We start from the raw sequence: 26901 nt of genomic DNA on the forward strand, positions 1-26901 counted from the left end.
TGCACTACACTAACGCCGCGATCTTTTTTGATTCGACACGCTCATTATGCGAATACCCCCAGCAAAGGTGGCGATGAATTCACCAGCGGTGGTGAATTCATCGCCACCTTTCCACAGCCCACAGATAGCCTTCGACGCCCGAAAAGCCCGGAAATCAGCCCCGCTTTGGCCACTCTTCGACGGCTAAGCTTGAGTTCTTGTGAATGCTTACATCGACCTGTTGAAAACTCCGGGCATCGCCAGAATTATCGCGGCACAGCTAACCGCGCGCCTGCCCGGCGGCATGCTCTCTTTGGCGATCCTTCTCCACGTTGAACAGATCCACAATTCTTATGGCGCTGCTGGTCTTGTGCTCGCCGCAACGAGCGTTGGCCAAGGCGTCGCTGGGCCTCTTACAAGCCGATGGATGGGCGTCTGGGGAATGCGCAAAGTGCTCATCCTCACCCTCATCGTCTCTGCTGCCGCGATTTTCACCATCGCGCTCGCACCCCTCAGCGTCGGAATGTTCATGGTTGTCGGTCTCATCGCCGGACTCAGCAACCCGCCAGTGCAGCCCGCGGTGCGCACGATCTATCCCAAAATGGTGAACTCGAAGCAGCTCACCCCGCTCTTCTCCTTGGATGCCTCAGCTCAAGAAATTATTTGGGTTGCTGGCCCAGTGGCTGCCACGTTCATCGCCGTGCAGATCTCCACGACTACGGCGATCGTGGTTGCCGGCGCGTTCCTCCTCGGCGGCGGCGCGTGGTTTATTGCAAGCCCCGAGGTCGGTCAGGTGCGCATCCCGCGCAGCAAACGTTCTTTCGGTACCGTGCTGCGCAACCGTCCCGTGCTCTTGGCAACAATCACCGGTTTCCTACTGGTTGGCGCAGCCGCAGCAGTAGAGGCATCCGTAGTGTCAGTGTTTGGTCACGATGGCCCACAGGCAGGTTTCGTGCTCGGCATTTGGGCCATTGGCTCGCTCTTCGGTGGCCTGTCCCTCGGCCACTTACCGATCGGCCCGTGGGCTCTTGCCCGCCGCATGCTCATTGTGTTTGTCGGCATGGCATTGGCAATGATCCACCTCGATTTCTGGTGGCTCGCCATCATGCTGCTCATCGCTGGTATAGGCATTGCGCCGGCCTTCGCCGTGATTTTTGCGATCGTTTCGGCGAGCGTCAAGTTCAGCGATACCGCCGAGGCTTATGGATGGGTCGGCACCGGTCAGCTAATTGGTGCAGCCCTCGGCTCCGCTGTCGCCGGCTTTCTCATTGACGCCCACGGCCCCATCGGTGGATTCTGGGCTGCCACCGTGATCGCCGCGTTGGGCGTACTCGTGCCAACGCTGCTGCGCGGCTGGCACCCCGATTTGCGCGGCAAAGACGCAAGCCCGATTCCCGACACGGAGCCGATCAGCACGCTGCGCATGTAATTCCGGCATCGGTTGCGCTGAGCGTGCACGCCGTGATCTGATACGACGGCACCAGCAACAGCCCTACCAGCGTGGATGCACGGCGGCGCGGAAGTGGCGGTCGTAAATCTCGCTCACTCCGGCCATGAATCCTTCGCTCAAGGTGGGGACATCCCCGGCACCAGCATTGGACTGTGCCTGTGAAACATTGCGCGCACCAGGAATCACCGAGCTCACTCCAGGGTGCTTAGCAACCCACGCTAAGGCCACCTGTGGTGTCGAGAAGTCGGCAACGGCAGGCTCACCCGCAATGAGCGCAGCGAACTCGTGAACCGCCGCAATGCCGGTCTCGAAGTCGACGCCCGAGAAGGTTTCGCCCACATCGAACGCTTCGCCGCCACGGTTGTACGTGCGGTGATCATTCTCGGCGAAGGTGGTGTCGACGGTGTACTTGCCACTGAGCAGGCCTGAGGCGAGCGGCACACGGGCAATGATTCCGACGCCAGCATCGAGCGCTGTCGGCAGTACCGCATCCAAGGGCTTAAGGCGGAACGCGTTGAGGATGATCTGCACGCTCGCAACGTTGGGGCGGGCGATGGCGGCGAGCGCCTCTGCCGCCGTCTCAACGCTCACACCATAGGCTGCGATTGCACCCTCAGCGACGAGAGTGTCGAGGTCATCGAAGACGGCATCCATGCTGAGAACCGCGGTCGGCGGGCAGTGCAGTTGCACAAGGTCAAGAGTGTCAGTGCCGAGGTTGCGGCGCGAGCGGTCGGTCCATTCACGAAAGTTCGCGAGGGTGAAGTTGCTCGGGTCTTGCTCTGCACGGCGACCCATCTTGGTCGCAACGGTGATGTCGAGCTCGGGGCGGTCGGCGAGATACCGACCGATGAGTGATTCGCTGCGACCATCACCATAAACGTCAGCGGTGTCGAAGAAGGTGACTCCCCCGTCAACGGCGGTATCGAGCACGCCGCGCGCATCCGCTTCACTCACATCGCCCCAGTCGGCGCCGAGCTGCCAAGTTCCGAGGCCGATTGCTGAAACGGAGCGGCCAGTGCGACCGAGAGTGCGAATGTCCATGCAACAACGCTACTCCCTCTGTGATGGCGTAGATCGCGAAGTGTAGTGAGAGAATTCGGGGATGGATGACCTACTCGCTTCCCTTGCTCGCACGACACCGGTCGCGATCTCCCCCACCTTGTTGATCGTGATCGTGGCAGCAGCCGCGGTGCTCAGCATCCCGCAGCCGATCTGGAAATGGTTTGGGCTCTTCACGACGCTCGTGCATGAACTCGGGCACGCGGTCGGCGCGATCCTTACCGGTCGCTTTGTGCATGGCATGAAGATTCGGATGAACCATTCGGGCGAAGCGGTCAGCAGCGGTCGCGGCAAGCTCGGCTCGTCGATCAGCGGATCGCTCGGCTACCCCGCGCCGGCAATCGTCGGCGCAATCCAATTGTGGTGTGTCACGCAGGGCTACACCGCTATGGCCCTGTTTGTCGGCGGCATCGTTCTCGTGCTGACTCTGCTCGTGATTCGCAACCTCTTCGGCTTCTTAGTGGTCGCAGTTTCGGCGGCGGCGAGCGCAGCCCTCTGGGTGTGGGCGACGCCTGAGCAGCAGAGCTACGTGCTGCTCGTCATCGCGATTGCACTTCTCGTCGGTAGCGTGCGCGGTCTCGCCACCGTGATCGGCGTGCACACTCGTCGCCGCGACCAACTGAGCACCTCGGATGCCTACCTACTCTTCAAGCGCACCGGCATCCCGTCAGTCGCCTGGCTTCTCCTCTTCAGCGCGCTGATCGGCGCGAGCGTCGTGTGGGCGGTAACGACCGTGCTCGAGACCTACTAGCGGCGCAGCCTCCCTAGCGGCTCTCCCTGCTAGCTGCCCGCCCATGGGCAGTTCGACTACCTAGCGGCGCGGCTTCAGCACGCCGCTTGCGATGCGTTCCGGGCGAAAGCCGTAACCAACAATTCTGGCCAAGATTGGGCGGATGCGCGGCAGCACGACCGCGATGACGAAGCGTTCCCGCAGTCGTGGTGGGTTGTGGACGACGGTGCGGCTCGTCGCGCTGTTGATTAGCCGGTGGGCTACCCGTTGCATTCGCTGCATGAGTGCTGTGGGGAGGGCGCGGCGGCGTTGCACGGCAGCACATACCGAGTCGATCGCTGCGGCATCCGCCCCCTGCTTTCGCAGTGCCGGAACAAGGGTATTGGCCAGCGCCACCGCGTCTTGGATCGCGTAGTTGATGCCAACGCCGAACGCGGGCGACATCGCGTGCGCTGCATCGCCGATACACAGTGCTCCCGGCACCGACCACTGGTGCAGGCGATTGATCTGCACAGAAAGCAGCTTTACGTCGGTGAAGTTGCTGATTGCTGCAGTCACGTCGGTGAGCCGAGGTGCAATGCTCCCGATTTTGCAGCGGAACGCTGTGATGCCTGCGCGTTGAAACTCAGGAAAAGTGCCCTTCCGGATGAGAAGCCCACATTGAAAATAACCGGGGCGGGGGATGGTCACAAGCGCGGAACCGCCCCGTATATTCGCCAAGGTGTCCCGCATCGGTTTCGTCGGCCTCGGCACCCGGAACCACAGCACATCAATGGGCACACCGTAGTCAGCAGGCACCAAGCCGAGGGAGTCGCGTACTGCTGAGGTGCGGCCATCCGCCGCCACCGTCAGTACCGCATTCACGCGCAGCGGGCCATCGGGTGTCGTTGCTTCAACACCGACTACTCGACCATTTTCCTGAATTACCGAATGAGCATTCGCCTCGAGCATCAACCGGAACGACGGCTGCTTCTGCGCCTCCGTTACGAGCATGCTCAACAAATCCCACTGCGGCATCAACGTGATGTAGCGATGCGGTGCCGGAAGCGACGTGAAGTCAACAGCACGCACGCGGATGCCGTCAATCACCGCATCCAGTGTCGACAGTTCGCTGTGCTCGATTGCGCTCGCTTCAGCGCCCAGCCCCAGCTGGTCGAGGAGGTTCAGGGTTGATGGGTGCACGGTATCGCCCCGAAAGTCACGCAAGAAGTCGGCGTGCTTCTCCAGGACGACAACATCGACTCCGGCACGGGCAAGGATGAGCCCCGCCACGATTCCTGCTGGGCCGCCGCCCGCAATGCACACGGTGGTGTCGAGTTTTTCGTCCATGAGACGCTCCGTCCTTCAGCGTCTACGGTACTCCTGCGCATTGTGCAGGAGCGAGGCCCTGGCCAGAAAAAGCAACAGGCGGCACCGCGTGCCACGCGCTAGTTTGCTTTCGCAGAAACCTCACGGTTGGCCGAAATTACCTCTACGAGTCGGCGAGCGAGTCGCTTGCGTACGAGGTGGTCGTTGGCGTCAACCTTGTGCATTGTCACGTGACGCATTTGCTCGATAATTCGCATGGTTCCTGGTGTGATGAACTGATCGAGCGAGCCATACACAACATCAATGGGCACACGCACTGAGGCAATATCGCTGATGGTGGTCTGCTGCTCGATGCAGTTTTTCAGGCTCAGAACGAAGGCACGCCAGTTGTGTTCGGAGACGTCGAGGATGTCGTCAAGCTGAAAAAGCCGGCGCAACGTGTCAGCCGTTGCCATTGTGAAGTCTTTATTCAAGCGCAGGAATTCATACGCCCGCATGTAGGCGCCGACGCGTGCGCGAACTATGGGATCGCCGATCGAGCGTGGCGGAACATAAATTGGCGGGCTCACAAGAATCAGGCGGCTGATTTGGTTGGGATGCATCGCGGCAAAGCGCGCCGCCAGAAGGCTACCCAGGGAATGCCCGACGAGGATGAACGGCGCGTTGAGTTTGAGAGAGCGCACAGTCGCGGCGATCGAGGCGACGTGCTCTTCGATCGTAAAAGTCGCATCTTCAGGGCTTGGAGAGTCCCCGAAACCGAGCAGATCAATGGATATACAGCGGTAGTTGTCTGAGAGCTGCGGAACCACGTGCGCAAACGTCGCCGCCGAGGAGGCGATGCCGTGTACAAGAATAATCACGGGGCCTTCGCCCACATCGCTTGCGATGTTCAGCAGCGGTGCCCTCGGCGGAAAGAGCACCCGCCGAATCGTGCGCCAGAAACCCATAGCCCTAGTATCCCAGCCCTAGTGGCCGGGATACCGGGCGTGGGTAACTAATCAGCGCAAATCTTCTTTGTATTCGTTCTTGACCTTGGTGGCTTCGCGCTCGGCTTCCGCGCGCTCAAGGTCGGCTTGCGCCTTTGAGACCTCGGCGTCTGCTTTGGCCTGATCGGCGGCGTCGCTCACTCGCTCCTTGGTGTCGTCGACGAATTCACCAACCTTCTTAGCGGTTGCTTCGCCGGCATCCTTTGCGTTATCGATGAGACCCATGATTCCTCCTGATAGTGGGTAAGCCGCGCCTTGCTGCGCCCAGTTTTTGAGCACAACGTCACGATACCTACGCGCGCTACCGCCAGTCGCGGTTCCCATTGAAGGCCAAGCTTTCTCCCAGAAGACCTCAAGCTCGCTCGCCGTCACAATTTCCGTCGACGGCAGTCGCCCTCTCCCTGTGACGACCGAAAAGTCGAAAACGTTGGGTAGTTTTTGAGGGTGTTGCGGCTCTACGGTGACACTATGAGGCGCACACTATTTATCACGACAGCACTGGCCCTATCGGCCCTGACACTCTCCGGATGCTCGGCAGGAGTCAGCGAGATGGCCCCGGGCGATACGCAAGAGTATCTAGTCGAGGGGGCGACAGACGGGCGAGCCGGAACCGCCGAGAGTCTGGCCGAAGGCGGAATCGCTTTTGACGCGGCGGTTCCTGACGCCAGTCGGGACGTCATCACTACCGGGTACATGTCGGTGACGGTGAAGAGCCCGGATGAGGCGAGCGCAGACGCGATTCGCATCGCCGAGTCTGTTGGCGGCCGCGTAGACGGTCGCAACGAATACGCGCCGCGTGACGGCAACCGCGGCAGCGCGACGCTAACGCTACGCATCCCCGCATCCGAACTAACCGCAACTCTCGACAAGTTCAAAGCTCTCGGCACGTTGCAGGAAGTTTCGATCAATTCGAACGACGTCACCATGCAGTCTCGTGATCTCGAAGCTCGAATCACCGCGCTCGATGCCTCAGTAGACCGTCTACTGGCGTTGCTCACTAAGGCCGAAGACACCGACACGCTCATCCAATTGGAGACCGCTATTTCGGGTCGCCAGGGCGAACTCGAAAGTCTGAAGTCGCAGAAACGCTACTTTGATGACCAAGTTGCGATGTCGACGCTGACGCTAAGTCTCATCTCTGAGGCCGATGCCCCCACCATCGAGCCCGGCAACTTCATCGACGGACTCGTCACCGGCTGGAATAGTTTCGTCGCATTCTTCGCTGGAGTGCTCGTCGCGCTCGGAGTGCTCGTGCCGTGGCTCATCCTTGGTGCCATCATCGCCGGCATCATCATGCTGATCGTTCGATCGAAGCGCCGCTCGCGTCGCAATGCGGCAGCAACATCGTCACCCGCCGCTGGCGCATCGGACACCAAGGTATCGAGCGCCAAAAGCCTCGACTAGACGCCCTCGGCCAGCAACTCCCGCACCCGCGGGATTACCTGGGTTCCGTACAACTCAATACTGCGCATCATCCGCTCGTGAGGCAGAGTGCCCGCGCTGTACTTCATGTCGAATCGCTGGATACCGAGTGCTGAGATGGTCTTAGCTATCTTCTGCGCTACGGTCTCTGGCGATCCGGCATACATCGAGCCGTGATGAACCTCCCCCATGAACTCATCCACGCTGGATTCTGGCCACCCCCGGTCGCGACCGATGCGATCACGCATGACGCGGTAGTGCGGCCACAGTTCCTCGGCGACGTGATCGTCGGAGTCGGTGATGTAGCCCGGCGAGTGCACCGCGATCGGCAGGTCGGGCTGGCCCAGCTCGGCGAGTGCACGGTGGAAGAGTTCGGCATAGGGGGCGAATCGTTCGGGTTGGCCACCGATGATGGCAAGCACCAGAGGCATACCGTAGCGGGCTGCGCGCACGACGGATTCGGGGCTTCCGCCCACACCGATCCATGTGTTGAGTTTTCCCGACTCGGTGCGCGGAAAGACTTCTTGGTCGGTCAAGCTGGCACGCAGGGTGCCGTTCCAGGTGACTGGTTCCTCTTTGATGAGTTCGGAGAAGAGGTCGAGCTTCTCTGAGAACAATGTCTCGTAGTCGCCCAGGTCATAGCCAAAGAGGGGGAACGATTCGGTGAACGAGCCGCGGCCGAGAATGATCTCTGCACGTCCGTTTGAGAGGGCGTCGACTGTCGCGAAGCGTTCGTAGACGCGCACCGGATCATCGGAGCTCAAGACGGTGACCGCCGAGCCCAGGCGGATGTTCTTCGTCGCAACCGCGAGTGCCCCGAGAACCGTCTCGGGTGCGGTGATCGCGAAGTCATCGCGATGATGCTCGCCGACACCGAAGAAGTCGATGCCCAGTTTGTCGGCCAGAACGCCCTCAGCAACAACGTTGCGGATGACCTGCGCCTGGCTCAGTGGCGTGCCGTTCTCATCTACTGTGACGTCGCCAAATGTGCCGAGTCCAAACTGAACCTGTTGATTCACGAGCTCCCTTTCACTGTGACGCCGTGCGCGTCCCTAGCCAGAACCGTAGCCGTGCATCCGCTATTCCACGATGCTTGTGAGCAACACCGCCAAATGGCGGGTTAGCGGACGCGGGACACGCGAATGCCACCGCACGCAACAGTGCCCCGGTCAGGATGTTGACCGGGGCACTGTCTGAATCCGATCAGAGGATCGGAAAAGCTGTAGTTACGTTGTACTTACGCTGCGGTGAGCGTGTTCGTTACCGAGATGAGGGTAACGATCGCTGCGTTGATGAAGCCAGCGATGTACGGGTTGTTCGTCTCACGGTAAATCTTGCGCGAGATGACTGCGGTGACGGCCAGGATGAGAATGACCGGGAACAGCCAGATGCTGAAGATTCCGCTGAAGCCGTCGATCGTGTACCCAGTGACGAAGAACGTCGTGTACTGAACGACAACCAAAACGATCGGTGCAAGAGCGTTGAAGAACGCGAGCAGTGCCGTGTTGATCCATTCCTTGCCACGAATCGAGAAACGGTTGAAGGAGTTGACGGCAACCGAGTTCGCAACAAAGTAGATGGCGAACAACGGCAGGTACATGAGCGCGATTCCGACCTTGTCCGGCGTGAACGCCTTGACGGCGATAACCCAGAAGCGGAAGTCGGTCTTCAAGAAGTAGTCGAGCACGAATACGAGCGCGTAGGCGGCAACAACGACAACAAGGCTGAGTCCGAGTCCGTGGAAGAACTTCTTCCAACCAGGCAGAACGCCGGATGCACGAAGGTCGAGACCGTTCTTGCGTCCGAACAGCAGGTACGAGATCGTCATGATGATAATCGCTGCGATCGCGTTCAGCGCGGCCCAGAAGGCTACGAAGAACACTGCACCCTGAGGCATGAAGAACGTGCCAACGTTGAAGGCGATAGCGCCGACCCACGGGGTGTTTGCGAGTACCAACCAGCTCCAACCGGAGATGAATGCTGAAACGCCCATTCCGCCCCAGAACCAACCGAGACCCTTACGGGTTGTCGGTGCGACGACCGCAGCCGGTGTACGCAGTGCAGCGAAGGCACGGGTTGTGAGCAGTGCACGGGTGAAGGCGAGCAGGAAGATTCCGAAGCCGATCAGACCAATGAGCGTGAAGGTTTCTTTAACCTGCCACACCTGCGTGCCTGAAGCGATGGGGTTCGGTGCACCGAATGCCTCTTCGAAGAAGTCAAGCTGGTGTGCAACCGTGCTCTTGGAGATGGTTCCCCACGGGTGAGTCTGAGCCGGCGTGTAGACAACGCGCAGAGCCTGCTCGCCGTCAACGGTGTCGGTGTAGTACTCGCTGTCTTCACGCGTGTCGGAGATCGTATCCGGAGCGGCCCCAAAGTGCAGGAACGACTGAGCGTTCGGAGTGCCGATGTAGTCGCGCGGCGGGGTCAGAACTGCACCCTCTGGGCTGTAGCTGCGGAAGAAGAACTCGTCGTACTGGTCAGCGACGATTCCCACATCGCGGGCACCGTACAGGTTGAAGTGCGCGTTCTCGTTCTCTGCATCGGTGTAGACAGCGTCATTGTCGACCAGCAGCACTGCCGCGATGAGTTGCTTATCAGCAGCGTTATCGATAAACATCGAGAAGTTTGCTGCTCGAGCACCATTCGAGTGACCGCTGACACCAATCTGGTCGGTGTCGACGTAGGGGAAGTCGGCGACGAGCTTTACAGCGTCGTACATTCCGGTTCCACCCAGCGTCACGTTGTCGGTGAGCAGTGGTGATGAGTTGCCGTGACCGTACATGTCGATCGAAACAACAACATAGCCACGACGAGCAAGCTCAACATAGTTGGCGTCTTGCATCTCGCGGTTGTTCCACCAGCCGTGGCTAACCACGATCGCGGGAACCTTGTTGTCCGCTGTTGCCGTGTCTGGTTTGAAGAGCAGTGCGCTCATCATCTGGCCAGACGAGGTTTCCCAGCGCATGTCCTTGACGGTGATGGAGCCTGCTCCGGTTTGAACTATGGACGCACCAATTGACGCGACCAACATCATGACTAATGAGAGAACGAGCCAAAAGCTGTTCCTCTTTACTAACGAGGTTTTCATTGATTCCCTACCCCTTCGTGGGTATCGATTGCTGTGTACTGCTGGGCGAGACTGACAGCGCGCCCGTCATGGGTTTTGTCAGGCAGATTAGGTCTCCACGTCCTCATCAACCCAGCCCATGGTCTTGGTTACCGCTTTTTTCCAGTTGCGGTAAAGCTGATCTCTTTCGAGGCGAGCCATCTGCGGCGTCCACCTCTTGTCTTCATTCCAGGTCGCAATGACATCGTGTTCGCTCTCCCAGTACCCGATCGCAATCCCGGCGGCGAATGCTGCGCCGAGTGCGGTGGTTTCGGTGATGCGGGGGCGGATGACATCCACACCCAACTGGTCGGCCTGAAATTGCATGAGAAGTTCGTTTGCCACCATGCCGCCGTCAACGCGCAGTTCGGCGAGATCGACGCCGGCATCCGCGTTCATCGCGTCCATGACCTCACGCGTTTGGTATGCGGTGGCTTCGAGCGCGGCGCGAGCGATGTGGTTCTTGGTGACGTAGCGGGTGAGCCCGAGAAGGGCTCCCCGAGCATCCGGTCGCCAGTATGGAGCGAAGAGTCCGGAGAAGGCAGGCACAAAGTAGGCGCCACCGTTGTCTTCTACTTCGAGGGCAAGGCGTTCGATGTCGGGTGCGTCAGCGAACATGCCGAGGTTGTCGCGCAACCACTGAACGAGAGAACCGGTTACCGCGATGGATCCTTCGAGTGCGTAGATGGGGGCCGCATCGCCGATCTTGTAGCAGACCGTCGTAATGAGACCGTTGTTGCTGTGCACGCGCTTGGACCCGGTGTTCAGCAGCAAGAAGTTGCCGGTGCCGTAGGTGTTCTTGGCCATGCCCTCGTTGAAGCAGGCCTGCCCAAAGGTGGCCGCCTGCTGGTCGCCGAGGATTCCCGCAATCGGCACCCCCGGCAGCGAACCGTGATCGCGGCAGTGGCCGAAGATCTCGCTGGATGAACGAATCTCGGGCAGCATCGATATCGGGATGCCCATGTCGGCAGCAATATCTTCGCGCCACTGCAGAGTGTCGAGATCCATCAACATGGTGCGGGATGCGTTGGTCACGTCGGTCGCATGGATTCCCCCGTCGATACCGCCGGTGAGGTTCCACAGCAGCCAGGTGTCGATGGTTCCGAATAGCAGTTCTCCGCGGTCGGCAGCCTCTTGGGCGCCGTCAATGTAGCGGAGAATCCAGGTGACCTTTGGCCCGGCAAAGTAGGGAGCGAGAGGCAGGCCCGTGATGGCCTTGTACTTTTCGAGCCCTTCAGCGCCAGCAAGTTCGTTGACGATGTGCTGGGTGCGGGTGTCTTGCCAGACGATCGCATTCGTCACGGGTTTGCCGGTGAGTTTGTTCCACACCACCGTGGTTTCACGCTGGTTGGTGATCCCCACTGCGGCGATATCTTGGTAGGTGAGGTTGGCGCGAGCAAGCGAGAGGCCAACCGTCTCGCGAACGTTGTTCCAGATCTCCATGGGGTCGTGCTCGACCCAGCCTGCGCGCGGAAAAATCTGCTCGTGCTCGAGCTGCCCGTTCGAGATGATGCGCGCGTCATGGTCAAAGATGATCGAGCGTGAGCTCGTCGTTCCTTGGTCAATTGACAAAATGTACTGTGTCATCTGCGGCGTATCTCCATTGATAATCAACGTGCGTTCGGGTGCGCGGTTGGTTCGTTCTGGTGCGGTTGCGGGTGCTGTTACGGGTGCTGTGGTTGTTGGGGTTCGTGCGCGGCAGGCGTTACGAGCGGCACGATCTGAGGTGCTGCTTCGCGAACGTCAGACGCGCTTTCGTCGTCGCGAGTTTGCGACGCTGCTGCTACGGCATCCGCCATCTGGTGGTACACCGCAACCTCATGGGCCGTGATCTGCTCGTTCCAGCCGAGCAATGTTGCGGCGATTTCGGCGACCTCAGGGACTGCGGCCATCCCTTCGTTGAGGTACTCGTAGTTCATGCGGGTGCGGCGAACCATGAGGTCTTCGAGGTGCAGCGCTCCTTCATGCGTGATCGCGTAGGCGATCTCGGCACGGAGGTAGGCGGATGCTTCGGCGAGCGGCTGCGACAGTGTCGGGTCAGCGTCGGAGATTGCTGCGATCTCTGAGATCTTGGCGCCATAGCGATGCAGCAGGTGATCGATCATCTGCTCGCTCCAACCAAAGCGCTGGCTCAGAGCCCGCGTGTTGTCGCGTGCCTCGTCGAGGCCCTCGGCGCCGAGCAGCGCGACGGATGCCGTGGTCGACGGATTCGCCTTAGCTGCCTCCTTGCCGAGGGCAAAGTCGACGGCATCCTTGGCCATGACGCGGTAGGTGGTGAACTTGCCACCGGCGATGACGGTCAAGCCGGGGATGGGCGAGGCGACGGTGTGCTCCCGCGATACCTTCGCGGAGTTGGTGCCCTCCATCGTGCCGGGCTGCAGCAGCGGGCGAAGTCCAGCCCAGGTGCCGATCACATCGGAGCGATCGATGGGGTTAGCGAGCACGGCGTTTGCTTCGGAGATGACGTAGTCAATGTCATCCGCCGTCGCTGCGGGGTTGAGCAGGTTCTCTTTCCACGGAGTATCGGTGGTGCCGATAACCCAGTAGCGTGACCACGGAATAACGAACAGCACGCTCTTGGAGGTCTGCAGGATGAGCCCGGCTTCACCCTTGATGCGTTCACGCGGAACAACAATGTGGATGCCCTTAGATGCGAGAACTTTCAGCCCGCCACTTTCGTGTGCGAGCGCCTGAGTCTCGCCCGTCCAGACGCCGGTAGAGTTGATCACTGCTTTGGCTCGCACCGGGAAAGTCGTGCCCGTTTCGAGGTCGACGAGCACTGCGCCATTGACGACACCGTTCTCATCCTTGGTGATTTCGACAACCTGTGTGCGGCTAGCGGCATGTGCTCCATGAGCGTGTGCCGTGCGGACAACGCTCACGACGTAGCGTGCATCGTCAACGTTGGCGTCCCAGTACTCGATCGCGCCGACGGCTGCATCGTGTGCGAGACCGGGGAAGCGCACAGCGAGTTGTTTGCGCGACAGGTGGCGGTGCCACGGAACGCTGCGCTTGCCCTTGACGCTCTTCGTGGTGACCGTGGCGAGGAAGTCGTAGAGCGCGATTCCGGCACCGACAAAGGCGCGTTCCCACACGTGGCGACGAAGCGGGTAGAGGAAGGGAAGCGGGCGTACGAGGTGCGGCGCGACATTGTTCAGCAGCAGGTCACGCTCGGTGAGCGCCTCGTGCACGAGCTTGAAGTCGAGCATCTGCAGGTAGCGCAGTCCACCGTGGATCAACTTGCTTGCACGGCTGGATGAGCCAGCTGCCCAGTCTTGGGCCTCAACAACGACCGTGTCGAGACCGCGTGTGACGGCATCTAGGGCGATTCCGGCACCGGTAATTCCGCCACCGATGACAAGAACGTCAAGCTCACGACCCGGCTGCGTGCTGTCGACGAGATGCTGAATAGCGCTGTCGCGGGTTTCTCGTGTGAGGGACTGATCAATCATGAAAGCTGTGTTTCTTTCTGATGGTGGCTTCCGCCAGCGGCGGCTGTGAATCTTCTGAGACGATCCACTGCTGAGCAGCGTATTACGCTAGAAGGGGCCAATGACAAACTGAGCAGCACATCTGCACGAACGTGCAAGGATGGACTACATGGAACGCGAAGAAGCAATGCTGTCTGCATCGTCGATGTACTACCTGCAGGACATCAAGATGGAGACCATTGCCAACCACCTCCACATGTCGCGATCGAGCGTCTCTCGCTTGCTTCGCGACGCCCGCGAAAGTGGTCTCGTTGAGATCACCCTGCGGCCCACTCCAACGCGAGGCCCAGGGCTCGCCAAGAAAATAGAGGCGTGCTTCGGCATCGAGACCCATGTTGTACCGGTTGCAGACCTTGCCGACGAGGCAGAACGCCTCGATCACGTAGCCAGAGCAACCGCCAAAATCGTGACCGGATGGTTCGATTCCGACATGATTATGGGTGTCGCTTGGGGTACCACTTTGGCTGCAATCGCGCGCCACTTAGGCAAGAAGCCCACCCGCGGGAGTGCCATCGTCCAGCTCAACGGTGCCGCCAATGTGCGCACCTCAGGAGTCGAGTACGCGGGCAATCTCATCGCCCGATTCGGGGAAGCATTCGATGCCCAAGTGCACCTTTTCCCTGTTCCCGCATTCTTCGACTTCGCCGAAACCCGCAACGCAATGTGGTCAGAAAGGTCAATTGTGCGTGTGCTCGAGTACCAGCGCCGAGCAGATATCGCCCTGTTTTCAATCGGTGCGATCGCGGGCGAAGTGCCCAGCCACGTCTACTCGGCGGGCTATTTGGAAACCAGCGACATCCAAACCCTCGACAAGGAGGGAATCGTCGGCGACGTGTGCACCATCTTCTTGCGCGAAGACGGCACGTACGAAGACCTCTCCATGAACGCACGTGCAACGGGGCCAACCCCGGAAGAATTGCGTTCAATCCCCCGCCGCATCTGCGGAGTTGCAGGCGATAACAAGGTTGTACCTCTGTTAGCAGCACTGCGCGCCGGGGCCATTACCGACCTCGTCGTCGACGAGCAGACCGCGACGAAGCTTGTTGAGCACGTAATGCAGCTCAAGGATGGCGCTGCCTCAGCCGAGGAGATCGCCCTCCAAACAGACCACAGCGAACCGCTCGTGAGCAGCAGCTAACAGTTCGAGCCGGCTGCTAGTTCACAATGTGCATAGCGCGAGCGGCATCCGTAATACTGCCCGTCAGTGACGGATAAACGGAGAAGGCGCGAGCGAGCTGGTCGACCGTGAGCCGGTGCTCCACCGCGAGCGTGACAGACATAACAAGCTCTGAGGCATTGGGAGCCACGATGACTCCACCGATCACTGTGCCAGAGCCGGTGCGAGCGAACAGTTTCACGAAACCGTCCTTGATGCCCATCATCTTGGCGCGAGGGTTCGAGGCGAGCGGCAGCTTGTAGATGTTGCCCTGCGCGAGCCCATCTTCGATCTGCTTTTGAGACCAGCCGACCGTAGCGATTTGAGGCTGGGTGAAGATGTTGGATGCCACGTTGCGCAGTTCGATCGGCGTGACGCCATCGCCCATCGCGTGGAACACCGCAGTGCGGCCCTGCATGGCGGCGACAGATGCCAGCGGGAAAAAGTCTGAACAGTCACCGGCCGCGTAGATCGACGGCATCGAGGTGCGTGCGACACGGTTGACGCGGATGTGACCAGAATCGGTCAGCTGCACGCCGGCCTCTTCGAGTCCCAGATTTTCAGTGTTCGGGAGCGAGCCGACGGCCATGAGACAGTGGGAGCCTTCGACGGTGGTGCCATCCTGCAGCGTCGCAACGACACCGTCTTTCGTGGTCTCTACGGATTCAGCCCGTGACTTGGAAAGCACGGTCATACCGTTGCGCTTGAAAACATCTTCAATCACGCGGGCGGCGTCTTCGTCTTCACCAGGAAGCACGCGGTCTCGCGAGGAGATCAGGGTAACTTTGGCGCCAAGCGCGGAATACGCGGAGGCGAACTCGGCACCAGTGACACCAGAACCAACCACAATGAGGTGCTCGGGGGTTTCTTTGAGCGTGTAGAGCTGAGTCCACGTGAGGATGCGCTTGCCGTCGGGCATCGCTGAGTCGAGCAAGCGCGGTCGCGCACCAACCGAAACGATCACAGTGTCGGCATCGACCTCGTCGAAGTCGGTGCTGGTTTTGCCATTGCCCGTGGAGACGACGAGGCGCTGGGGTCCGTCGAGACGCCCTTCGCCCTCGATAACGCGCACGCCAGCCTTGATGAGCTGCGACTTCATGTCGTCGGATTGCTGCTGCGCCAACCGCATGAGACGCGCATTGACGGCGGCAAGGTTCACCGTGATCTCGGGGCGCACCACGCGACCAGAATCGCCACGCGAGTAGAACTGCACGCCCAGATCGGCCGCATCCCGAATCGCATTCGTCGCCTCGGCCGTCGCGATAAGTGTCTTTGACGGAACCACATCGGTGAGAACGGCCGCACCGCCAACGCCAGCGCGTTCAACGAGCGTCACGTCCGCGCCCAGTTGCGCTCCCGCAAGGGCTGCTTCGTAGCCGCCAGGGCCACCGCCGAGTATTGCAATTCGTTGGGTGCGCTCGAACTCATAGGCCATGCGCCAATTCTCTCGCGCTTCTGCCCCAGCGACAAACCGCCGCATCACACGGGCGCTCTGCTCAGATTCGCGCCGAACGCAAAGGCGTGTTGCAAGCCCCACGGTTTAGAGTGGATGCCATGTCACAGTCGCCTATCTCAAACCCCCTCGACGACCCCAACGCAGACCCATTCGCGGTCGCGCACGAAGCTGCTGCAGCAATCGCAGCAGCGACAGGAGTCGAGAAGCACGACATTGCCCTGACCCTCGGTAGTGGGTGGGGAAAGGCCGCCGACCTGATCGGTGAAACCACCGCAACAATTCCGGCATCCGACATCCCCGGATTCTCCAAGCCAGCGCTCGAAGGCCACGTGGGTACCCTCCGTTCTGTGCTGCTGCCAAGCGGCAAACGCGCTCTCGTCATTGGCGCGCGCACCCACTATTACGAGAACCACGGCGTTCGTCGGGTAGTTCACTCAGTGCGCACCGCCGCCGCCACCGGCGCAAAGACCATGATCCTCACTAACGGTGCCGGTGGCATCAAAGAGACCTGGAAGCCCGGCACCCCCGTGTTGATCAGCGACCACCTCAACCTCACCGCCGATTCTCCTCTCGAGGGCGCGACTTTCATTGATCTCACCGATCTCTACAGCAAGCGGCTGCGGGAGATCGCTAGGTCAATCGACCCGAGCCTCGATGAGGGCGTGTACACGCAGTTCCGTGGGCCCCACTACGAAACCCCAGCCGAAGTGCAGATGGCCAAGACCATGGGTGGCCACATCGTGGGAATGTCCACCGCCCTCGAAGCGATCGCCGCGCGCCAGGCAGGAATGGAAATCTTGGGAATGTCTCTTATCACCAACCTTGCTGCCGGCATCCAGTCCACTCCCCTCAGCCACGAAGAAGTTATTCAGGCCGGCAAAGACGCTGAAGTTCAGATCAGTGGCCTCCTCGCACAGATTGTGACCGCACTATGAGCACCGACGCACTCATTGCCGCCGCCAACGCGTGGCTCGAACAGGACCCAGATGCTGTCACGCACACCGAACTTGAAGCGCTGATTGCGGATGCCAGCAAGGGCGACGAGACAGCAATCGCCGGTCTTCATCACCGCTTTGATACGCGGCTCGCGTTCGGCACTGCCGGGTTGCGCGGCGAGTTGGGTGCCGGCCCCAACCGCATGAACCGGGTTTTGGTCACTCAGGCAGCTGCGGGGCTTGCTGCTTACTTGTTGACGCACGAGATTAGCCCGAGCATTGTGATTGGCTACGACGGCCGCATCAACTCTGAGGTTTTTGCCCGCGACACCGCCACGATCATGGCCGGGGCTGGTGTTCGTGCGATTCTGTTGCCTCGCCTGCTGCCAACACCCGTGCTCGCTTTCGCGGTGCGTCACCTCAACGTCAGCGCTGGCGTGATGGTGACCGCCAGCCACAATCCGGCCAACGACAACGGCTATAAGGTATACCTCGGCGGGGACAACCACGGCTCGCAGATTGTGCCGCCCGTTGACGGTGAGATTGCGCACGCAATCGATGTTGTCGCTAAGGGTTCTATCACTGAGTTGCCGCGCTCCACCGACTTTGTCACGACCGATGACGGCGTTGTTGACGAGTACATTGCGCGCACCGCTGCTCTCGGCAAGCCAGTAGCTGATGTCATCTACACGTACACGGCAATGCATGGCGTCGGTTGGGAAACCAGCAAGGCCGTGTTCGCTACGGCCGGACTCACTGCCCCCGTTCTCATCGAAGAGCAGGCTCACCCCGACGCTGCATTTCCCACGGTTGCCTTCCCTAACCCCGAAGAGCCTGGCGCGATGGATCTCAGCTATGCCAAAGCTCGCGAAGTGGGAGCCGATGTGGCGATCGCCCACGATCCAGATGCCGACCGCCTCGCTGTCGCTATTGTCGGGCGTGACGGTGAATGGCGTCGACTGAGCGGAAACGAGGTGGGAATTCTGCTCGGCTGGCGCGCAGCAGAACGCGCCAACGGAGTGGGGGTGCTTGCGGCATCCATCGTCTCAGCTCCCGCACTGCGCGCCATCGCGGCCGACTACGGCATGACCTATCGGGACACACTCACGGGCTTCAAGTGGATTTCACGCATCGATGGCCTCACGTTCGGCTATGAAGAAGCCCTCGGCTACCTCGTTGACCCTGACAAAGTTCGAGACAAGGACGGCATTTCCGCTTCGGTAGATTTCTTGTCGCTTGTTGCCGAGCTGAAGACTCAGGGCAAGACAGTTCTCGACCGACTCGATGAGTTCACGGCACGTTTCGGAGCCTTCGCCTCACGGCAAGTGTCGTTGCGGTTCGACAAGGTCTCTGAGATCGGCGAGATGATGGCTAAGGTGCGCGCCAATGCTCCCACCGAGGTTGGCGGTTACCGTGTGAGCGCGTTCACTGACTTCTCGTCTGGGGTCGACGGCTTTATCCCGAGCGACATCCTGCGTATGGACTTCGACGGCGGTGCCCGTGTCATAGTTCGCCCCAGCGGCACAGAGCCCAAGCTCAAGTTCTATGTGGATGCCTCAAGCACGACAGGCGAAGGCGCCGAGCGGCAGGCTGCCGCAGAGGCCGTCGCCACTCAGCTTGAGACTGGCATGCGGGAGCTCTTGGTCTAAGCCTGTAGCGCGCTGAGGGCGTCCGAGGGTTCTACCTGAGGGCGTCCTCTAGTTTTCGCTTGAGTTCTGACGTGTCAAAGAGGTTCACGATCACGATTACGTCGGCGTTCGTCTTGCCGATTGCTTCCACGAACTCTTGGGTAGTGAGAATGATTTGCGCGTCGGCAGCTACGGTGCGCACTGAGCTCACATCGGCGGCGACAACGGATGCTTCGAGGTCGAGTGCTCGCAGTGCGCGTTCCGCGTTGACTTTGAGCACTCCGGAGCTGCCGATTCCGGCACCGCAAATGGTCACAATCTTCATGACGGAATGACTCCCATAATTTGCTGAACTTCTGCTGCCGAGGTTGCTTCGGCAAGTTGGTCGATTGCCGAAGAGTCGTTGAAAATGTTTGCTACTGCGGCAACGGCAGCCAGATGCGCCCCCGCTTCAGAAATCGCGAGTCCCAGCACGACCCGGACGGGGTCGTTGTGGGCGTGACCGAAGCGAACTGGTTCTTTGAGGGTCACGATTGAGAGCCCGTCAGCGATGACTTGCGGGCCTGGTCGAGCGTGCGCCAGGGCGAGCCCTGGGGCGATCACTACGTAGGGCCCGTGGTCTTCGATCATCCGAATCATCTCAGCGGCGTAGCCGGGTTTGGCGGCGCCGGAGCGGGCGAGAGCTGCGCCGGAGAGCGCAACGGCGGCACGCCAATCGGCCGCAAAAGCGTCAATGTCGATCGCGGATTCGGGAAGGGGAGGTAGCGACATCGCTATGCTCTTTCGAAACCGGTGCTGATGGCCTCGGACAGGTCTTCGCGCTCTTCGATCGGCAAAAAGGCAGCCGCGGCAGCGTTGATCTGGAATACCTCGAGATCGGTGAGGTCGTAGCCGAACGCTTCACTGAGTAAGAAGAGTTCGCGGCTGAGAGTCGTGGCACTCATGAGACGGTTGTCGGTGTTAACGGTGACGCGGAATCCGAGCTGGTACAGCAGGTCGAAGGGATGGTCGACTAGCTCGTCACCCCACTGCTCGATCGCACCAGTCTGCAAGTTGGATGACGGGCTCAGCTCGAGGGCAATCTCGCGGTCCTTGACCCACTGGGCAAGGTCACCGAGCGAAACGTAAGTGTTTTCGTCGTCTTCGCGCGCGATCGTGATGTCTTCGGCAAGGCGCACGCCGTGCCCCAGTCGCAGTGCACGACCGTCAAAGAGCGCGCTGCGGATGCTGTCGAGGCCGTCCGCTTCGCCGGCGTGAACTGTGGTGGGCAGAAAACTGTGGGCGAGCAGATCGAACGCACCGCGCATGCGGCTGGCGGGGAATCCTGCCTCGGGTCCGGCGATGTCGAAGCCGAGCACTCCGCGATCGCGGTGGCGAAGCGCCAGCTCGGCGATTTCAGTGCCACGATCAGTCTGACGCATCGAGCTCAAGAGTTGACCGACGCGGATACTGCGGCCGCTCGAGCGAACCGTATCGACGCCTTCTTCGAGGCCTTCTTGCACCGCGGCGACAGCCTGATCAAGGTCAAGCCCCTGCTGAAGGTGCTGCTCGGGCGCCCACCGGATCTCGCCATAGATGACACCGTCATCGGCAAGGTCGTGCACGAATTCGCGAGCGACTCGCTGCAGGTTTTCTTTTGACTGCATCACAGCAATGGTGACGTCGAAAGTCTTGAGATAGTCGACGAGCGAACCAGAGTCGGCCTGATCAGCGAACCAGCTGGTGAGTTTCGCGGCGTCGGTTTCGGGAAGTTCATAACCGATCTCGTCGGCGAGCTCCACGATAGTTTGGGGCCGCAATCCGCCGTCGAGGTGATCGTGCAGGGAGACTTTGGGTAGCGCGGTAATGCTTGCGCCGCCTCCGGGCATCAGAAACTTCTCAACAGCGGCGTTCATACCCACAAATCTACCGTGCCAATCTCTGAAAGCCCCCTGTGGTATTGCTGGATGACGTTAAGATTCTGTAAATGCTCCGCCGTGAAGCAGATTAGAGATTTCTTTCGCGGCAGCGGTGGCAAGTTCTTGCACCCGTTCGACATCCACTTCGCTGAACGTGCTCGCCACATACGGCACCGTCAACGCTGCGACCACCGCGCCGTCTGCACTCAGCACAGGAGCGACAATGTCAGTGATTCCCGGGTGCAAGGTTTCCACACCTACGACGGAGCGATCTAGGCCTTGACCTCGCCCCGCGAGCACTGCGCCCGTCGCCGTTGTCGCGATGTCGAAGGCAGCACCGACTCGCACCCGAAACCCGAAGTCTGCGGGCGACTCAACCTGAGCAAGCACCCGCACCTCTGTGCCATCAAGAGCGGCCAGATTGCACGACTGGAGCGCTTGTTCGGCAAGCCTCTGCATGATCGGCAGCGCGAGACTCACGAGGCCACGAAGCGGTGGATGCCGGTGCGCGAGCTCGAATAATTTCATCGCAAGCCCATACAACCCTGATTGCTTATCGCGGAGCACATAGCCGCGTCGCTCCAGCGTCGACAGGACTCGAAAGATCTGACCGATGCTGCGCCCCGTGGCCCCTGCGATCTCCGACTGGCTCAGCGGGCCGGAGCTCTCGGCGAGCAGTTCAAGTATGTCGAGCCCCTTATCGAGGGCAGGCGCGGTGTACTCGGTAGTCGCTGTCATTAGCGGTCAGCCTTCATAGCGGCGAGCATCCGGCGAGCAGCGTCACGGTTAATGCTGTCGGGAACGGGCTGCGCGCCTGGCTCGAGCGTGGCAGCCGACGTTGCAATGCGCTCAAGGGAGAGCGCCTGGAGCAAGAATCCAAGATCCATCGACTCGATCGAGTTACCTTTGGGCTCGCGACCGGCGAGATTGACCATGCGGCCATCTGCCAAGAGCGTAACGTGGCGATTTCCCGGAAGGTCGATACGCTCGATGGCAGTGTCGATCACGGTGCTATCAATCGCGAGGTCGCGCAGTGCAAGCACATCGATTTCCCAGTCAAAGTGACCGCAGTTAACGAGCATGGCGCCGTCTGCCACAACGTCAAAGAATTCGGTGCCCAGGATCTGCGGATGCCCGGTGGCGGTGATGAAGACTTCGCCCCACTCGGCCAAGTCGAACATATTCGCCACGCGGTAGCCGTCAAGCGCAGCCTCAAGAGCCTTGATCTCATCCACCTCTACCACGGCCACTTTGCCGCCGAGCGCGCGAAGGTAGTGGGCGACACCGCGGCCGCACCAGCCGTAGCCAGCGACAACAAATCGTCGTCCCGACACCATGAGATTGGTGATGCGCATGAAGCTTTCGACAACAGACTGACCCGCGGCATGCTTGTTTTCGTTAATCACCGTCAGCGGGTTCTCGTCAATAACGATCACGGGGAACGTCACGTGATCCGCTAATTCTGCTCGCAGTCGGTAACTGCCCGAGCTTGTTTCTTCGGTTCCGCCGACGATGTGATCCACTGGGCCGAGCTCTGCGAGCCTGGCCACTAGGCCTGCTCCGTTGTCGAGCAGGATGTCTGGCTTGGCCTCGACCACGCCCCACACGTGTGCATCGTGTTGTCCCTCATTGTCATCGCGGGCGCCGAAGATTGTCATGCCCTGATCGCGCAGGTACGCAGCAATGTCGTCTTGTGTTGAACCGTGATTGCCGGTCGCGACGATCTCTGCTCCACCGGCTACAAGAGTTTCGAGCAGCACGGCTGTCTTGGGTTCAATGTGCATCGACATGCCGATGCGATGCCCCGCGAAGGGTTGTGTCACCGCGAACTGTTCGCGCACTCCAGCCAAGAGCGTCATTCGGGATCGAACCCAGGCGAGGCGGGTTGCGGCACTGGATACTAGTTCACTGCTCATGACGCCACTCTACATATATGAATGTGATTTTCATATATGGTTCTGACTATGGCTGAGAAAATTATCCTCGACTGCGACCCCGGGCACGATGACGCAATTGCCCTTCTCCTCGCACACGGCAATCCCGACATCGAACTGCTCGGTGTTACCACCGTGATGGGCAACCAAACCATCGAGAAGGTGACCCGCAACGCTCTGGCCATCGCCCGTGTCGCCGGCATCACCGATGTTCCCTTCGCCCGCGGAGCACACCGACCCCTCGTTCGCCAGATCGAAGTCGCCGAGTCTATTCACGGCGAATCCGGCCTCGACGGACCAGTGCTTCCCGAGCCCACTATCGAGTTGGATGCTCGGCACGCTGTCGACTTCATTATCGACACCGTCATGGCGCACGAGCCCGGCACCGTAACCCTCGTACCGACCGGCGCCCTGACGAACATCGCCCTCGCTGTGCGCAAAGAGCCCCGCATCACCGAACGCGTCAAGCAAGTCGTGCTCATGGGCGGCGGCGTCAACGTCGGCAACTGGAGCGCCACGAGCGAGTTCAATATCGTGATCGACCCCGAAGCCGCTCATATTGTCTTCAACGAGTGCTGGCCGCTGACGATGGTCGGTCTCGACCTCACCCATGAGGCTCTTGCTACTGACGAAGTTGCGGCATCAATCGCGGCCGTTGGCACAGGCCCGGCGCGCTTCGTCGGTGAGCTGCTCGAGTTCTTCGGCGAGACCTACCGCGAGGCTCAGGGCTTCGATCATCCCCCCGTGCACGACCCCTGTGCTGTGGCATTCGTCATCGATCCGAGCGTCATGCAGGTCGTGAAGGTGCCGTTGGATGTCGAACTAACCGGAACACTCACTCTCGGAATGACCGTGGCTGATTTTCGCGCGCCAGCCCCCGCTGACTGCACAACTCAAGTTGCTCGCAACCTCGACCACCCCAAGTTTTGGGGAATGGTCGTCGACGCGCTTGAGCGCATCGGAGATCCGCAGCTCTAAGCGCGCGATCCGCAGCTCGTGGGCCGCAGGTTCGGTCGCACGGGCTAAGCGCTGGTGAGCTGGCGGGCGCGACGCTTTCGCGCCCCCAGATCGACGACGCCTATCAGCATAGCGATCGAGAAGAACAGGGTTGTCGCGAGCATTCCGGTGCCGTACGCGTGGTGGTAGAGATCGATGTTGCTTTCGCTACTGTTTCGCTCGTTGTACAGGGCGGAGTAGAACAGTGAGAGAGCTACAGCGGTTCCGATCGCTGTGCCAATCCGTTGGCCGAGCTGACCGACTGAGCCGGCCAGACCGCCCTCCATCGGCGGGATGTCGTGCAACGTGAGCGTCTGGTTGGGCGAGATAACGAGTCCTCCGCCGGTGCCGCCGATCAGCAACGCTGCAGCCATGACGAACGGAGTGATCTCGGGCGGCGTGAGGATCGCTGCGGCCATGAGCACGCCAAGTCCAAGCAACAGAATCGCGAGGCCTACGACCACGAGCGAACGCCCGTAGTGTTCAACCAAGATTCCTCCACGCCACGAGCCGAGAGCGCTCGTCAGCGCGAAGCCAATTGTCACCATTCCGGCGAAGACCGGTTCGAGCCCCAGCCCGAGCTGAAGGTAGAGGGTTGTCATTAGGAACATGGCTGGCATCGCCGCAAAGTAGGCGGTAGCGAGCATTGTTCCATTGCGGAATGAGCTGATACGGAAGAGTTTCAGCGGCACGAGCGGCGCGCGACCGCCTGCGGCGTAGCGGCGCTCCCAGGAAACGAAAGCCGCGGCAGCGAGCACAAAAAGCACCAGCAACCACCAGCGGTTGGAATCATCCGTTGGCGCGCCGGTGGTGAAGAGGAACGGCCACATAAGTGCGAGCACGGTGACACCAAAAATTGCGATGCCGACCGGGTCGAGATCTAGGCGCGCATAGGACGACTTGGAAGTTGCCGGCAAAATGCGCCACGCCAAAATTAGGGCGATGATGCCGAGGGGAACGTTCATCCAGAAGATGTAGCGCCACCCGTCTTCAGCGCCGCCGACGGCGATCATGAGCCCGCCGAGTGTTGGTCCGAATGCGGTAGCGATACCAATCATCGCCCCGAACAAACCAAAGGCGCGGCCGCGCTCAGGGCCACGGAAGAGCTGCTGAATCAAGCCAATGACCTGAGGCATCTGGATGCCAGCGGCCACGCCCTGCAACAGACGAAACACCAACAGCATTTCTGCATTCGGCGCAAGAGCACACGCGATGCTCGCGAGCGTGAAGAGGGTCAGACCGACCAAGAAGAGAGCTTTGCGAGAACGTTGATCGCCGAGTCTGCCCGCAGGAACCAAGACCAGCCCGAAGGTCAGAACATAACCAGAGACGATGAGTTGCAGCTGCGTTGAGCTTGCGCCGAGCGCATCCTCAATAGACGGCAGTGCAACGTTGATCTTCGAGAGGTCGAGAATCGTGATCGCTGCGACCACAACGCACACCCAAAAGGCACGCCATTTTGTCGCGTGGTCAATCTCCGCGTCACCGGGGGAAGTCTGTGAAGTTCTTGCGTCGCTCCGTGCCGCATCGGCACTGGCGGCGGTCTCATCCGCTGTCGTCATTTGGTCAACTGTACGTCAGCGAATGACCCCCTCGGTTCAGCTATGACCCCGTCGGCTTCAGCCTCAGTGCAGTCACCGCTAGTCGATGCGCCCGGCAATCAGCGGGCCGCCATCGTTCACCGCGTCGCCATCATCACCGATGCGATATGCGCCCTCAAGCGATTCAAGTGCGCGTTCGAAACGTGCCGGTTCGTCGGCGTGCATCGTGAATAGCGGCTCCCCCTTGCGAACCGTGTCACCGGGCTTCGCGTGCAGGTCGATACCTGCTGCGTGCTGAACGGGATCCTGTTTGCGAGCACGACCAGCACCCAAACGCCAGGCGGCAACACCGAACGGTAGAGCTGCTTGTTCGACGAGAACACCATCGCGGTCTGCCGTGACGACGTGACTTTCTTTGGGCTGCAGCAGTGCGGCATCCGGGTCTCCACCCTGAGCCTGAATCATGCCGCGCCAGGCATCCATTGCCTGACCGTTGTCGAGAGCTGCCTCTACATCGGCATCTTCGCGGCCAACCTGTGCGAGCATTTCACGAGCGAGAGCGATCGTGAGCTCACGAACATCAGCGGGGCCGCCGCCGGCAAGCACCTCGACGGATTCGCGCACTTCGTTGGCGTTTCCAATGGTGAGGCCCAAGGGAACGTTCATGTTCGTCAGCAGCGCGACAGTCTTAACCCCCGCGTCCTTGCCCAGACGAACCATCGTTTCCGCGAGCTCTCGGCTGCGAGCAGCATCCTTCATGAATGCGCCAGAACCGAACTTCACATCGAGCACGAGAGCCGACGTTCCTTCAGCGATCTTTTTGCTCATGATCGAGGATGCGATCAGCGGAATAGCTTCGACGGTTCCGGTGATGTCGCGCAGGGCATACAACTTCTTGTCGGCCGGAGCGAGACCAGAACCGGCAGCACAAATCACTCCGCCGACGCCGCGCAGTTGTGCGTAAAATTCTTCGTTGGTGAGATCGGCACGCCAGCCAGGGATGCTCTCGAGCTTGTCGAGAGTACCGCCAGTGTGGCCGAGGCCACGGCCAGAAAGCTGCGGCACAGCAACGCCGAAAGAGGCAACTAGGGGTGCGAGCGGAAGGGTGATCTTGTCGCCGACGCCTCCAGTCGAGTGCTTGTCGGTGGTCGGCTTTCCGAGGCCCTCAAAGCTGAGAGTTTCACCGCTGGCGATCATTGCCAGAGTGAGGTCACGAATCTCTTCGCGCTCCATGCCATTGATGAAGATGGCCATTGTCATGGCAGCCATCTGCTCGTCGCCGACGTACCCGCGAGTGTAAGCATCCACGAGCCAGTTGATCTGGTCAGTACTCAGAACACCTTTGTCACGCTTGGTGTGGATGAGGTCGACGGCATCGAACTGCTCGATGCCTGTTGCTGCTGCACTGTTATTCACTGCGGTACTCCTCAAGGGTGCGTGGCCCGAACGCGTCGGGAATCACTTCGTCAATCGTTTTGATGCCAGACACCGTTTCGAGCAGCATGCCTTCGGCTGAGTGCTCGAACAGCAGTTGGCGGCAGCGGCCGCACGGCATGAGGGCGTTGCCCCTGCCGTCGACACACGTGAACGCAACAAGCTTGCCGCCACCGGTCATGTGCAGCGCAGACACCATGGTGCACTCTGCGCAGAGGGTGAGGCCGTAGGAAGCATTCTCGACATTCGCGCCCGAAATTATCCGGCCGTCGTCCACAATCGCGGCGACTCCAACCGGAAACTTCGAATAGGGAACGTAGGCGTGACTCAGGGCATCCGTGGCGACGAGCCTCAGCGCATCCCAGTCAATTGATTGCGGCTCGATCGTCATA

Annotated in this window: 24 protein-coding genes; 7 read left to right on the forward strand and 17 right to left on the reverse strand. The window is 60.4% G+C overall.

The annotated features are described in order from the left end of the window. Nucleotides 1–199 precede the first annotated feature (199 nt). Nucleotides 200–1408 (forward strand): MFS transporter, encoded by a 1209-nt coding sequence (locus ABD112_RS11245; RefSeq protein ID WP_343925908.1) that lies wholly within the window; start codon nucleotides 200–202, stop codon nucleotides 1406–1408. Between the two features lie 63 nt (nucleotides 1409–1471). On the opposite strand, the gene ABD112_RS11250 is transcribed toward ABD112_RS11245, so the two are convergent. Further along, nucleotides 1472–2470 carry an aldo/keto reductase gene (locus ABD112_RS11250; protein WP_343925910.1) on the reverse strand — a complete coding sequence of 333 codons (999 nt, stop codon included), beginning with the start codon at nucleotides 2468–2470 and terminating at the stop codon, nucleotides 1472–1474. Between the two features lie 61 nt (nucleotides 2471–2531). Between ABD112_RS11250 and ABD112_RS11255 the strand changes: the two genes are divergently transcribed. Further along, nucleotides 2532–3239 carry a M50 family metallopeptidase gene (locus tag ABD112_RS11255; RefSeq protein WP_343925912.1) on the forward strand — a complete coding sequence of 236 codons (708 nt, stop codon included), beginning with the start codon at nucleotides 2532–2534 and terminating at the stop codon, nucleotides 3237–3239. A gap of 60 nt (nucleotides 3240–3299) precedes the next feature. Here the strand turns inward: ABD112_RS11255 and ABD112_RS11260 are convergent, their stop codons facing one another. The 3 genes from ABD112_RS11260 to ABD112_RS11270 form a co-directional block, all read right to left on the reverse strand. Beyond that, nucleotides 3300–4547 (reverse strand): FAD-dependent oxidoreductase, encoded by a 1248-nt coding sequence (locus ABD112_RS11260; RefSeq protein ID WP_343925914.1) that lies wholly within the window; start codon nucleotides 4545–4547, stop codon nucleotides 3300–3302. A gap of 98 nt (nucleotides 4548–4645) precedes the next feature. Further along, complete coding sequence (locus tag ABD112_RS11265) at nucleotides 4646–5473, reverse strand: alpha/beta fold hydrolase (protein WP_343925916.1); 828 nt, start codon at nucleotides 5471–5473, stop codon at nucleotides 4646–4648. A 51-nt stretch (nucleotides 5474–5524) separates the two neighbouring features. Beyond that, a complete protein-coding gene (locus ABD112_RS11270) occupies nucleotides 5525–5737 on the reverse strand; it encodes a hypothetical protein (RefSeq protein WP_343925917.1) in 213 nt (70 codons plus the stop codon). Between the two features lie 243 nt (nucleotides 5738–5980). Between ABD112_RS11270 and ABD112_RS11275 the strand changes: the two genes are divergently transcribed. Beyond that, nucleotides 5981–6916, forward strand: a complete 936-nt coding sequence (locus ABD112_RS11275) for a DUF4349 domain-containing protein (RefSeq protein ID WP_343925919.1) — start codon at nucleotides 5981–5983, stop codon at nucleotides 6914–6916. Here the strand turns inward: ABD112_RS11275 and ABD112_RS11280 are convergent. The 4 genes from ABD112_RS11280 to ABD112_RS11295 all read right to left on the reverse strand — a co-directional run bounded on the left by ABD112_RS11280 (nucleotide 6913) and on the right by ABD112_RS11295 (nucleotide 13492). Continuing rightward, complete coding sequence (locus ABD112_RS11280; protein ID WP_343925921.1) at nucleotides 6913–7953, reverse strand: LLM class flavin-dependent oxidoreductase; 1041 nt, start codon at nucleotides 7951–7953, stop codon at nucleotides 6913–6915. The two genes, ABD112_RS11275 and ABD112_RS11280, sit on opposite strands and share 4 nt — an antisense overlap. A 218-nt stretch (nucleotides 7954–8171) precedes the next feature. Further along, on the reverse strand, nucleotides 8172–10022 hold the full coding sequence (locus tag ABD112_RS11285) for an alpha/beta hydrolase family protein (protein ID WP_343925923.1): 1851 nt from the start codon (nucleotides 10020–10022) through the stop codon (nucleotides 8172–8174). A gap of 87 nt (nucleotides 10023–10109) precedes the next feature. After that, a complete protein-coding gene (gene glpK, locus ABD112_RS11290) occupies nucleotides 10110–11627 on the reverse strand; it encodes a glycerol kinase GlpK (protein ID WP_343925925.1) in 1518 nt (505 codons plus the stop codon). Nucleotides 11628–11704: 77 nt separating this feature from the next. Further along, nucleotides 11705–13492 carry a glycerol-3-phosphate dehydrogenase/oxidase gene (locus ABD112_RS11295; protein WP_343925927.1) on the reverse strand — a complete coding sequence of 596 codons (1788 nt, stop codon included), beginning with the start codon at nucleotides 13490–13492 and terminating at the stop codon, nucleotides 11705–11707. A 148-nt stretch (nucleotides 13493–13640) separates the two neighbouring features. On the opposite strand from ABD112_RS11295, the gene ABD112_RS11300 reads away from it, so the two are divergent. Then, nucleotides 13641–14669: a sugar-binding transcriptional regulator gene (locus ABD112_RS11300; protein ID WP_425563832.1), complete on the forward strand. Its 1029-nt coding sequence runs from the start codon at nucleotides 13641–13643 to the stop codon at nucleotides 14667–14669. A 16-nt stretch (nucleotides 14670–14685) separates the two neighbouring features. Here ABD112_RS11300 and ABD112_RS11305 read toward each other — a convergent pair whose 3' ends face one another. After that, nucleotides 14686–16122, reverse strand: coding sequence for an NAD(P)H-quinone dehydrogenase (locus ABD112_RS11305; protein ID WP_343925931.1), 1437 nt, complete (start codon nucleotides 16120–16122; stop codon nucleotides 14686–14688). Nucleotides 16123–16241: 119 nt separating this feature from the next. Here ABD112_RS11305 and ABD112_RS11310 point away from each other — a divergent pair, with 119 nt between their 5' ends. Beyond that, nucleotides 16242–17078: a purine-nucleoside phosphorylase gene (locus ABD112_RS11310; protein WP_343925933.1), complete on the forward strand. Its 837-nt coding sequence runs from the start codon at nucleotides 16242–16244 to the stop codon at nucleotides 17076–17078. Further along, complete coding sequence (locus ABD112_RS11315) at nucleotides 17075–18727, forward strand: phospho-sugar mutase (protein ID WP_343925935.1); 1653 nt, start codon at nucleotides 17075–17077, stop codon at nucleotides 18725–18727. Before ABD112_RS11310 ends, ABD112_RS11315 begins: the two co-directional genes overlap by 4 nt. 31 nt (nucleotides 18728–18758) lie before the next feature. On the opposite strand, the gene ABD112_RS11320 is transcribed toward ABD112_RS11315, so the two are convergent. Genes ABD112_RS11320 through ABD112_RS11340 form a run of 5 tightly spaced genes read right to left on the reverse strand, consistent with a single transcriptional unit; the run spans nucleotide 18759 to nucleotide 22520 of the window. Next, on the reverse strand, nucleotides 18759–19031 hold the full coding sequence (locus ABD112_RS11320; RefSeq protein WP_343925937.1) for a PTS sugar transporter subunit IIB: 273 nt from the start codon (nucleotides 19029–19031) through the stop codon (nucleotides 18759–18761). After that, nucleotides 19028–19477: a PTS sugar transporter subunit IIA gene (locus tag ABD112_RS11325; RefSeq protein ID WP_343925939.1), complete on the reverse strand. Its 450-nt coding sequence runs from the start codon at nucleotides 19475–19477 to the stop codon at nucleotides 19028–19030. The genes ABD112_RS11320 and ABD112_RS11325 overlap by 4 nt, the downstream gene beginning before the upstream one ends. 2 nt (nucleotides 19478–19479) lie before the next feature. Continuing rightward, a complete protein-coding gene (locus ABD112_RS11330; protein WP_343925941.1) occupies nucleotides 19480–20601 on the reverse strand; it encodes an adenosine deaminase in 1122 nt (373 codons plus the stop codon). A gap of 57 nt (nucleotides 20602–20658) precedes the next feature. Next, on the reverse strand, nucleotides 20659–21342 hold the full coding sequence (locus tag ABD112_RS11335) for an IclR family transcriptional regulator (protein ID WP_343925943.1): 684 nt from the start codon (nucleotides 21340–21342) through the stop codon (nucleotides 20659–20661). Then, on the reverse strand, nucleotides 21342–22520 hold the full coding sequence (locus ABD112_RS11340; RefSeq protein ID WP_343925945.1) for an adenosylhomocysteinase: 1179 nt from the start codon (nucleotides 22518–22520) through the stop codon (nucleotides 21342–21344). The genes ABD112_RS11335 and ABD112_RS11340 overlap by 1 nt, the downstream gene beginning before the upstream one ends. A 48-nt stretch (nucleotides 22521–22568) precedes the next feature. On the opposite strand from ABD112_RS11340, the gene uriH reads away from it, so the two are divergent. Then, nucleotides 22569–23516, forward strand: coding sequence for a uridine-preferring nucleoside hydrolase UriH (gene uriH / locus ABD112_RS11345; RefSeq protein ID WP_343925947.1), 948 nt, complete (start codon nucleotides 22569–22571; stop codon nucleotides 23514–23516). A 44-nt stretch (nucleotides 23517–23560) separates the two neighbouring features. Here the strand turns inward: uriH and ABD112_RS11350 are convergent, their stop codons facing one another. From ABD112_RS11350 to ABD112_RS11360, 3 genes are all read right to left on the reverse strand, one after another. Further along, nucleotides 23561–25096 (reverse strand): MFS transporter, encoded by a 1536-nt coding sequence (locus ABD112_RS11350; protein WP_343925949.1) that lies wholly within the window; start codon nucleotides 25094–25096, stop codon nucleotides 23561–23563. 78 nt (nucleotides 25097–25174) lie between these two features. Continuing rightward, nucleotides 25175–26491 (reverse strand): thymidine phosphorylase, encoded by a 1317-nt coding sequence (locus tag ABD112_RS11355; RefSeq protein WP_343925951.1) that lies wholly within the window; start codon nucleotides 26489–26491, stop codon nucleotides 25175–25177. Then, entirely contained in the window at nucleotides 26484–26900 is a 417-nt protein-coding gene (locus tag ABD112_RS11360) for a cytidine deaminase (protein ID WP_343925953.1), read from the reverse strand. The genes ABD112_RS11355 and ABD112_RS11360 overlap by 8 nt, the downstream gene beginning before the upstream one ends. Nucleotide 26901: the final 1 nt, after the last annotated feature.

Source organism: Rhodoglobus aureus, from assembly GCF_039527955.1.
GTDB lineage: Bacteria > Actinomycetota > Actinomycetes > Actinomycetales > Microbacteriaceae > Rhodoglobus > Rhodoglobus aureus.

What these genes read in the sequence shown, in the direction of transcription:
- ABD112_RS11250 (WP_343925910.1), bottom strand. Translation starts at nt 2,470, where the DNA reads ATGGACATTCGCACTCTCGGTCGCACTGGCCGCTCCGTTTCAGCAATC.
- ABD112_RS11255 (WP_343925912.1), top strand. Translation starts at nt 2,532, where the DNA reads ATGGATGACCTACTCGCTTCCCTTGCTCGCACGACACCGGTCGCGATC.
- ABD112_RS11260 (WP_343925914.1), bottom strand. Translation starts at nt 4,547, where the DNA reads ATGGACGAAAAACTCGACACCACCGTGTGCATTGCGGGCGGCGGCCCA.
- ABD112_RS11265 (WP_343925916.1), bottom strand. Translation starts at nt 5,473, where the DNA reads ATGGGTTTCTGGCGCACGATTCGGCGGGTGCTCTTTCCGCCGAGGGCA.
- ABD112_RS11270 (WP_343925917.1), bottom strand. Translation starts at nt 5,737, where the DNA reads ATGGGTCTCATCGATAACGCAAAGGATGCCGGCGAAGCAACCGCTAAG.
- ABD112_RS11275 (WP_343925919.1), top strand. Translation starts at nt 5,981, where the DNA reads ATGAGGCGCACACTATTTATCACGACAGCACTGGCCCTATCGGCCCTG.
- ABD112_RS11285 (WP_343925923.1), bottom strand. Translation starts at nt 10,022, where the DNA reads ATGAAAACCTCGTTAGTAAAGAGGAACAGCTTTTGGCTCGTTCTCTCA.
- glpK (WP_343925925.1), bottom strand. Translation starts at nt 11,627, where the DNA reads ATGACACAGTACATTTTGTCAATTGACCAAGGAACGACGAGCTCACGC.
- ABD112_RS11295 (WP_343925927.1), bottom strand. Translation starts at nt 13,492, where the DNA reads ATGATTGATCAGTCCCTCACACGAGAAACCCGCGACAGCGCTATTCAG.
- ABD112_RS11300 (WP_425563832.1), top strand. Translation starts at nt 13,641, where the DNA reads ATGGAACGCGAAGAAGCAATGCTGTCTGCATCGTCGATGTACTACCTG.
- ABD112_RS11305 (WP_343925931.1), bottom strand. Translation starts at nt 16,122, where the DNA reads ATGGCCTATGAGTTCGAGCGCACCCAACGAATTGCAATACTCGGCGGT.
- ABD112_RS11310 (WP_343925933.1), top strand. Translation starts at nt 16,242, where the DNA reads ATGTCACAGTCGCCTATCTCAAACCCCCTCGACGACCCCAACGCAGAC.
- ABD112_RS11315 (WP_343925935.1), top strand. Translation starts at nt 17,075, where the DNA reads ATGAGCACCGACGCACTCATTGCCGCCGCCAACGCGTGGCTCGAACAG.
- ABD112_RS11320 (WP_343925937.1), bottom strand. Translation starts at nt 19,031, where the DNA reads ATGAAGATTGTGACCATTTGCGGTGCCGGAATCGGCAGCTCCGGAGTG.
- ABD112_RS11325 (WP_343925939.1), bottom strand. Translation starts at nt 19,477, where the DNA reads ATGTCGCTACCTCCCCTTCCCGAATCCGCGATCGACATTGACGCTTTT.
- ABD112_RS11330 (WP_343925941.1), bottom strand. Translation starts at nt 20,601, where the DNA reads ATGAACGCCGCTGTTGAGAAGTTTCTGATGCCCGGAGGCGGCGCAAGC.
- ABD112_RS11335 (WP_343925943.1), bottom strand. Translation starts at nt 21,342, where the DNA reads ATGACAGCGACTACCGAGTACACCGCGCCTGCCCTCGATAAGGGGCTC.
- ABD112_RS11340 (WP_343925945.1), bottom strand. Translation starts at nt 22,520, where the DNA reads ATGAGCAGTGAACTAGTATCCAGTGCCGCAACCCGCCTCGCCTGGGTT.
- uriH (WP_343925947.1), top strand. Translation starts at nt 22,569, where the DNA reads ATGGCTGAGAAAATTATCCTCGACTGCGACCCCGGGCACGATGACGCA.
- ABD112_RS11350 (WP_343925949.1), bottom strand. Translation starts at nt 25,096, where the DNA reads ATGACGACAGCGGATGAGACCGCCGCCAGTGCCGATGCGGCACGGAGC.
- ABD112_RS11360 (WP_343925953.1), bottom strand. Translation starts at nt 26,900, where the DNA reads ATGACGATCGAGCCGCAATCAATTGACTGGGATGCGCTGAGGCTCGTC.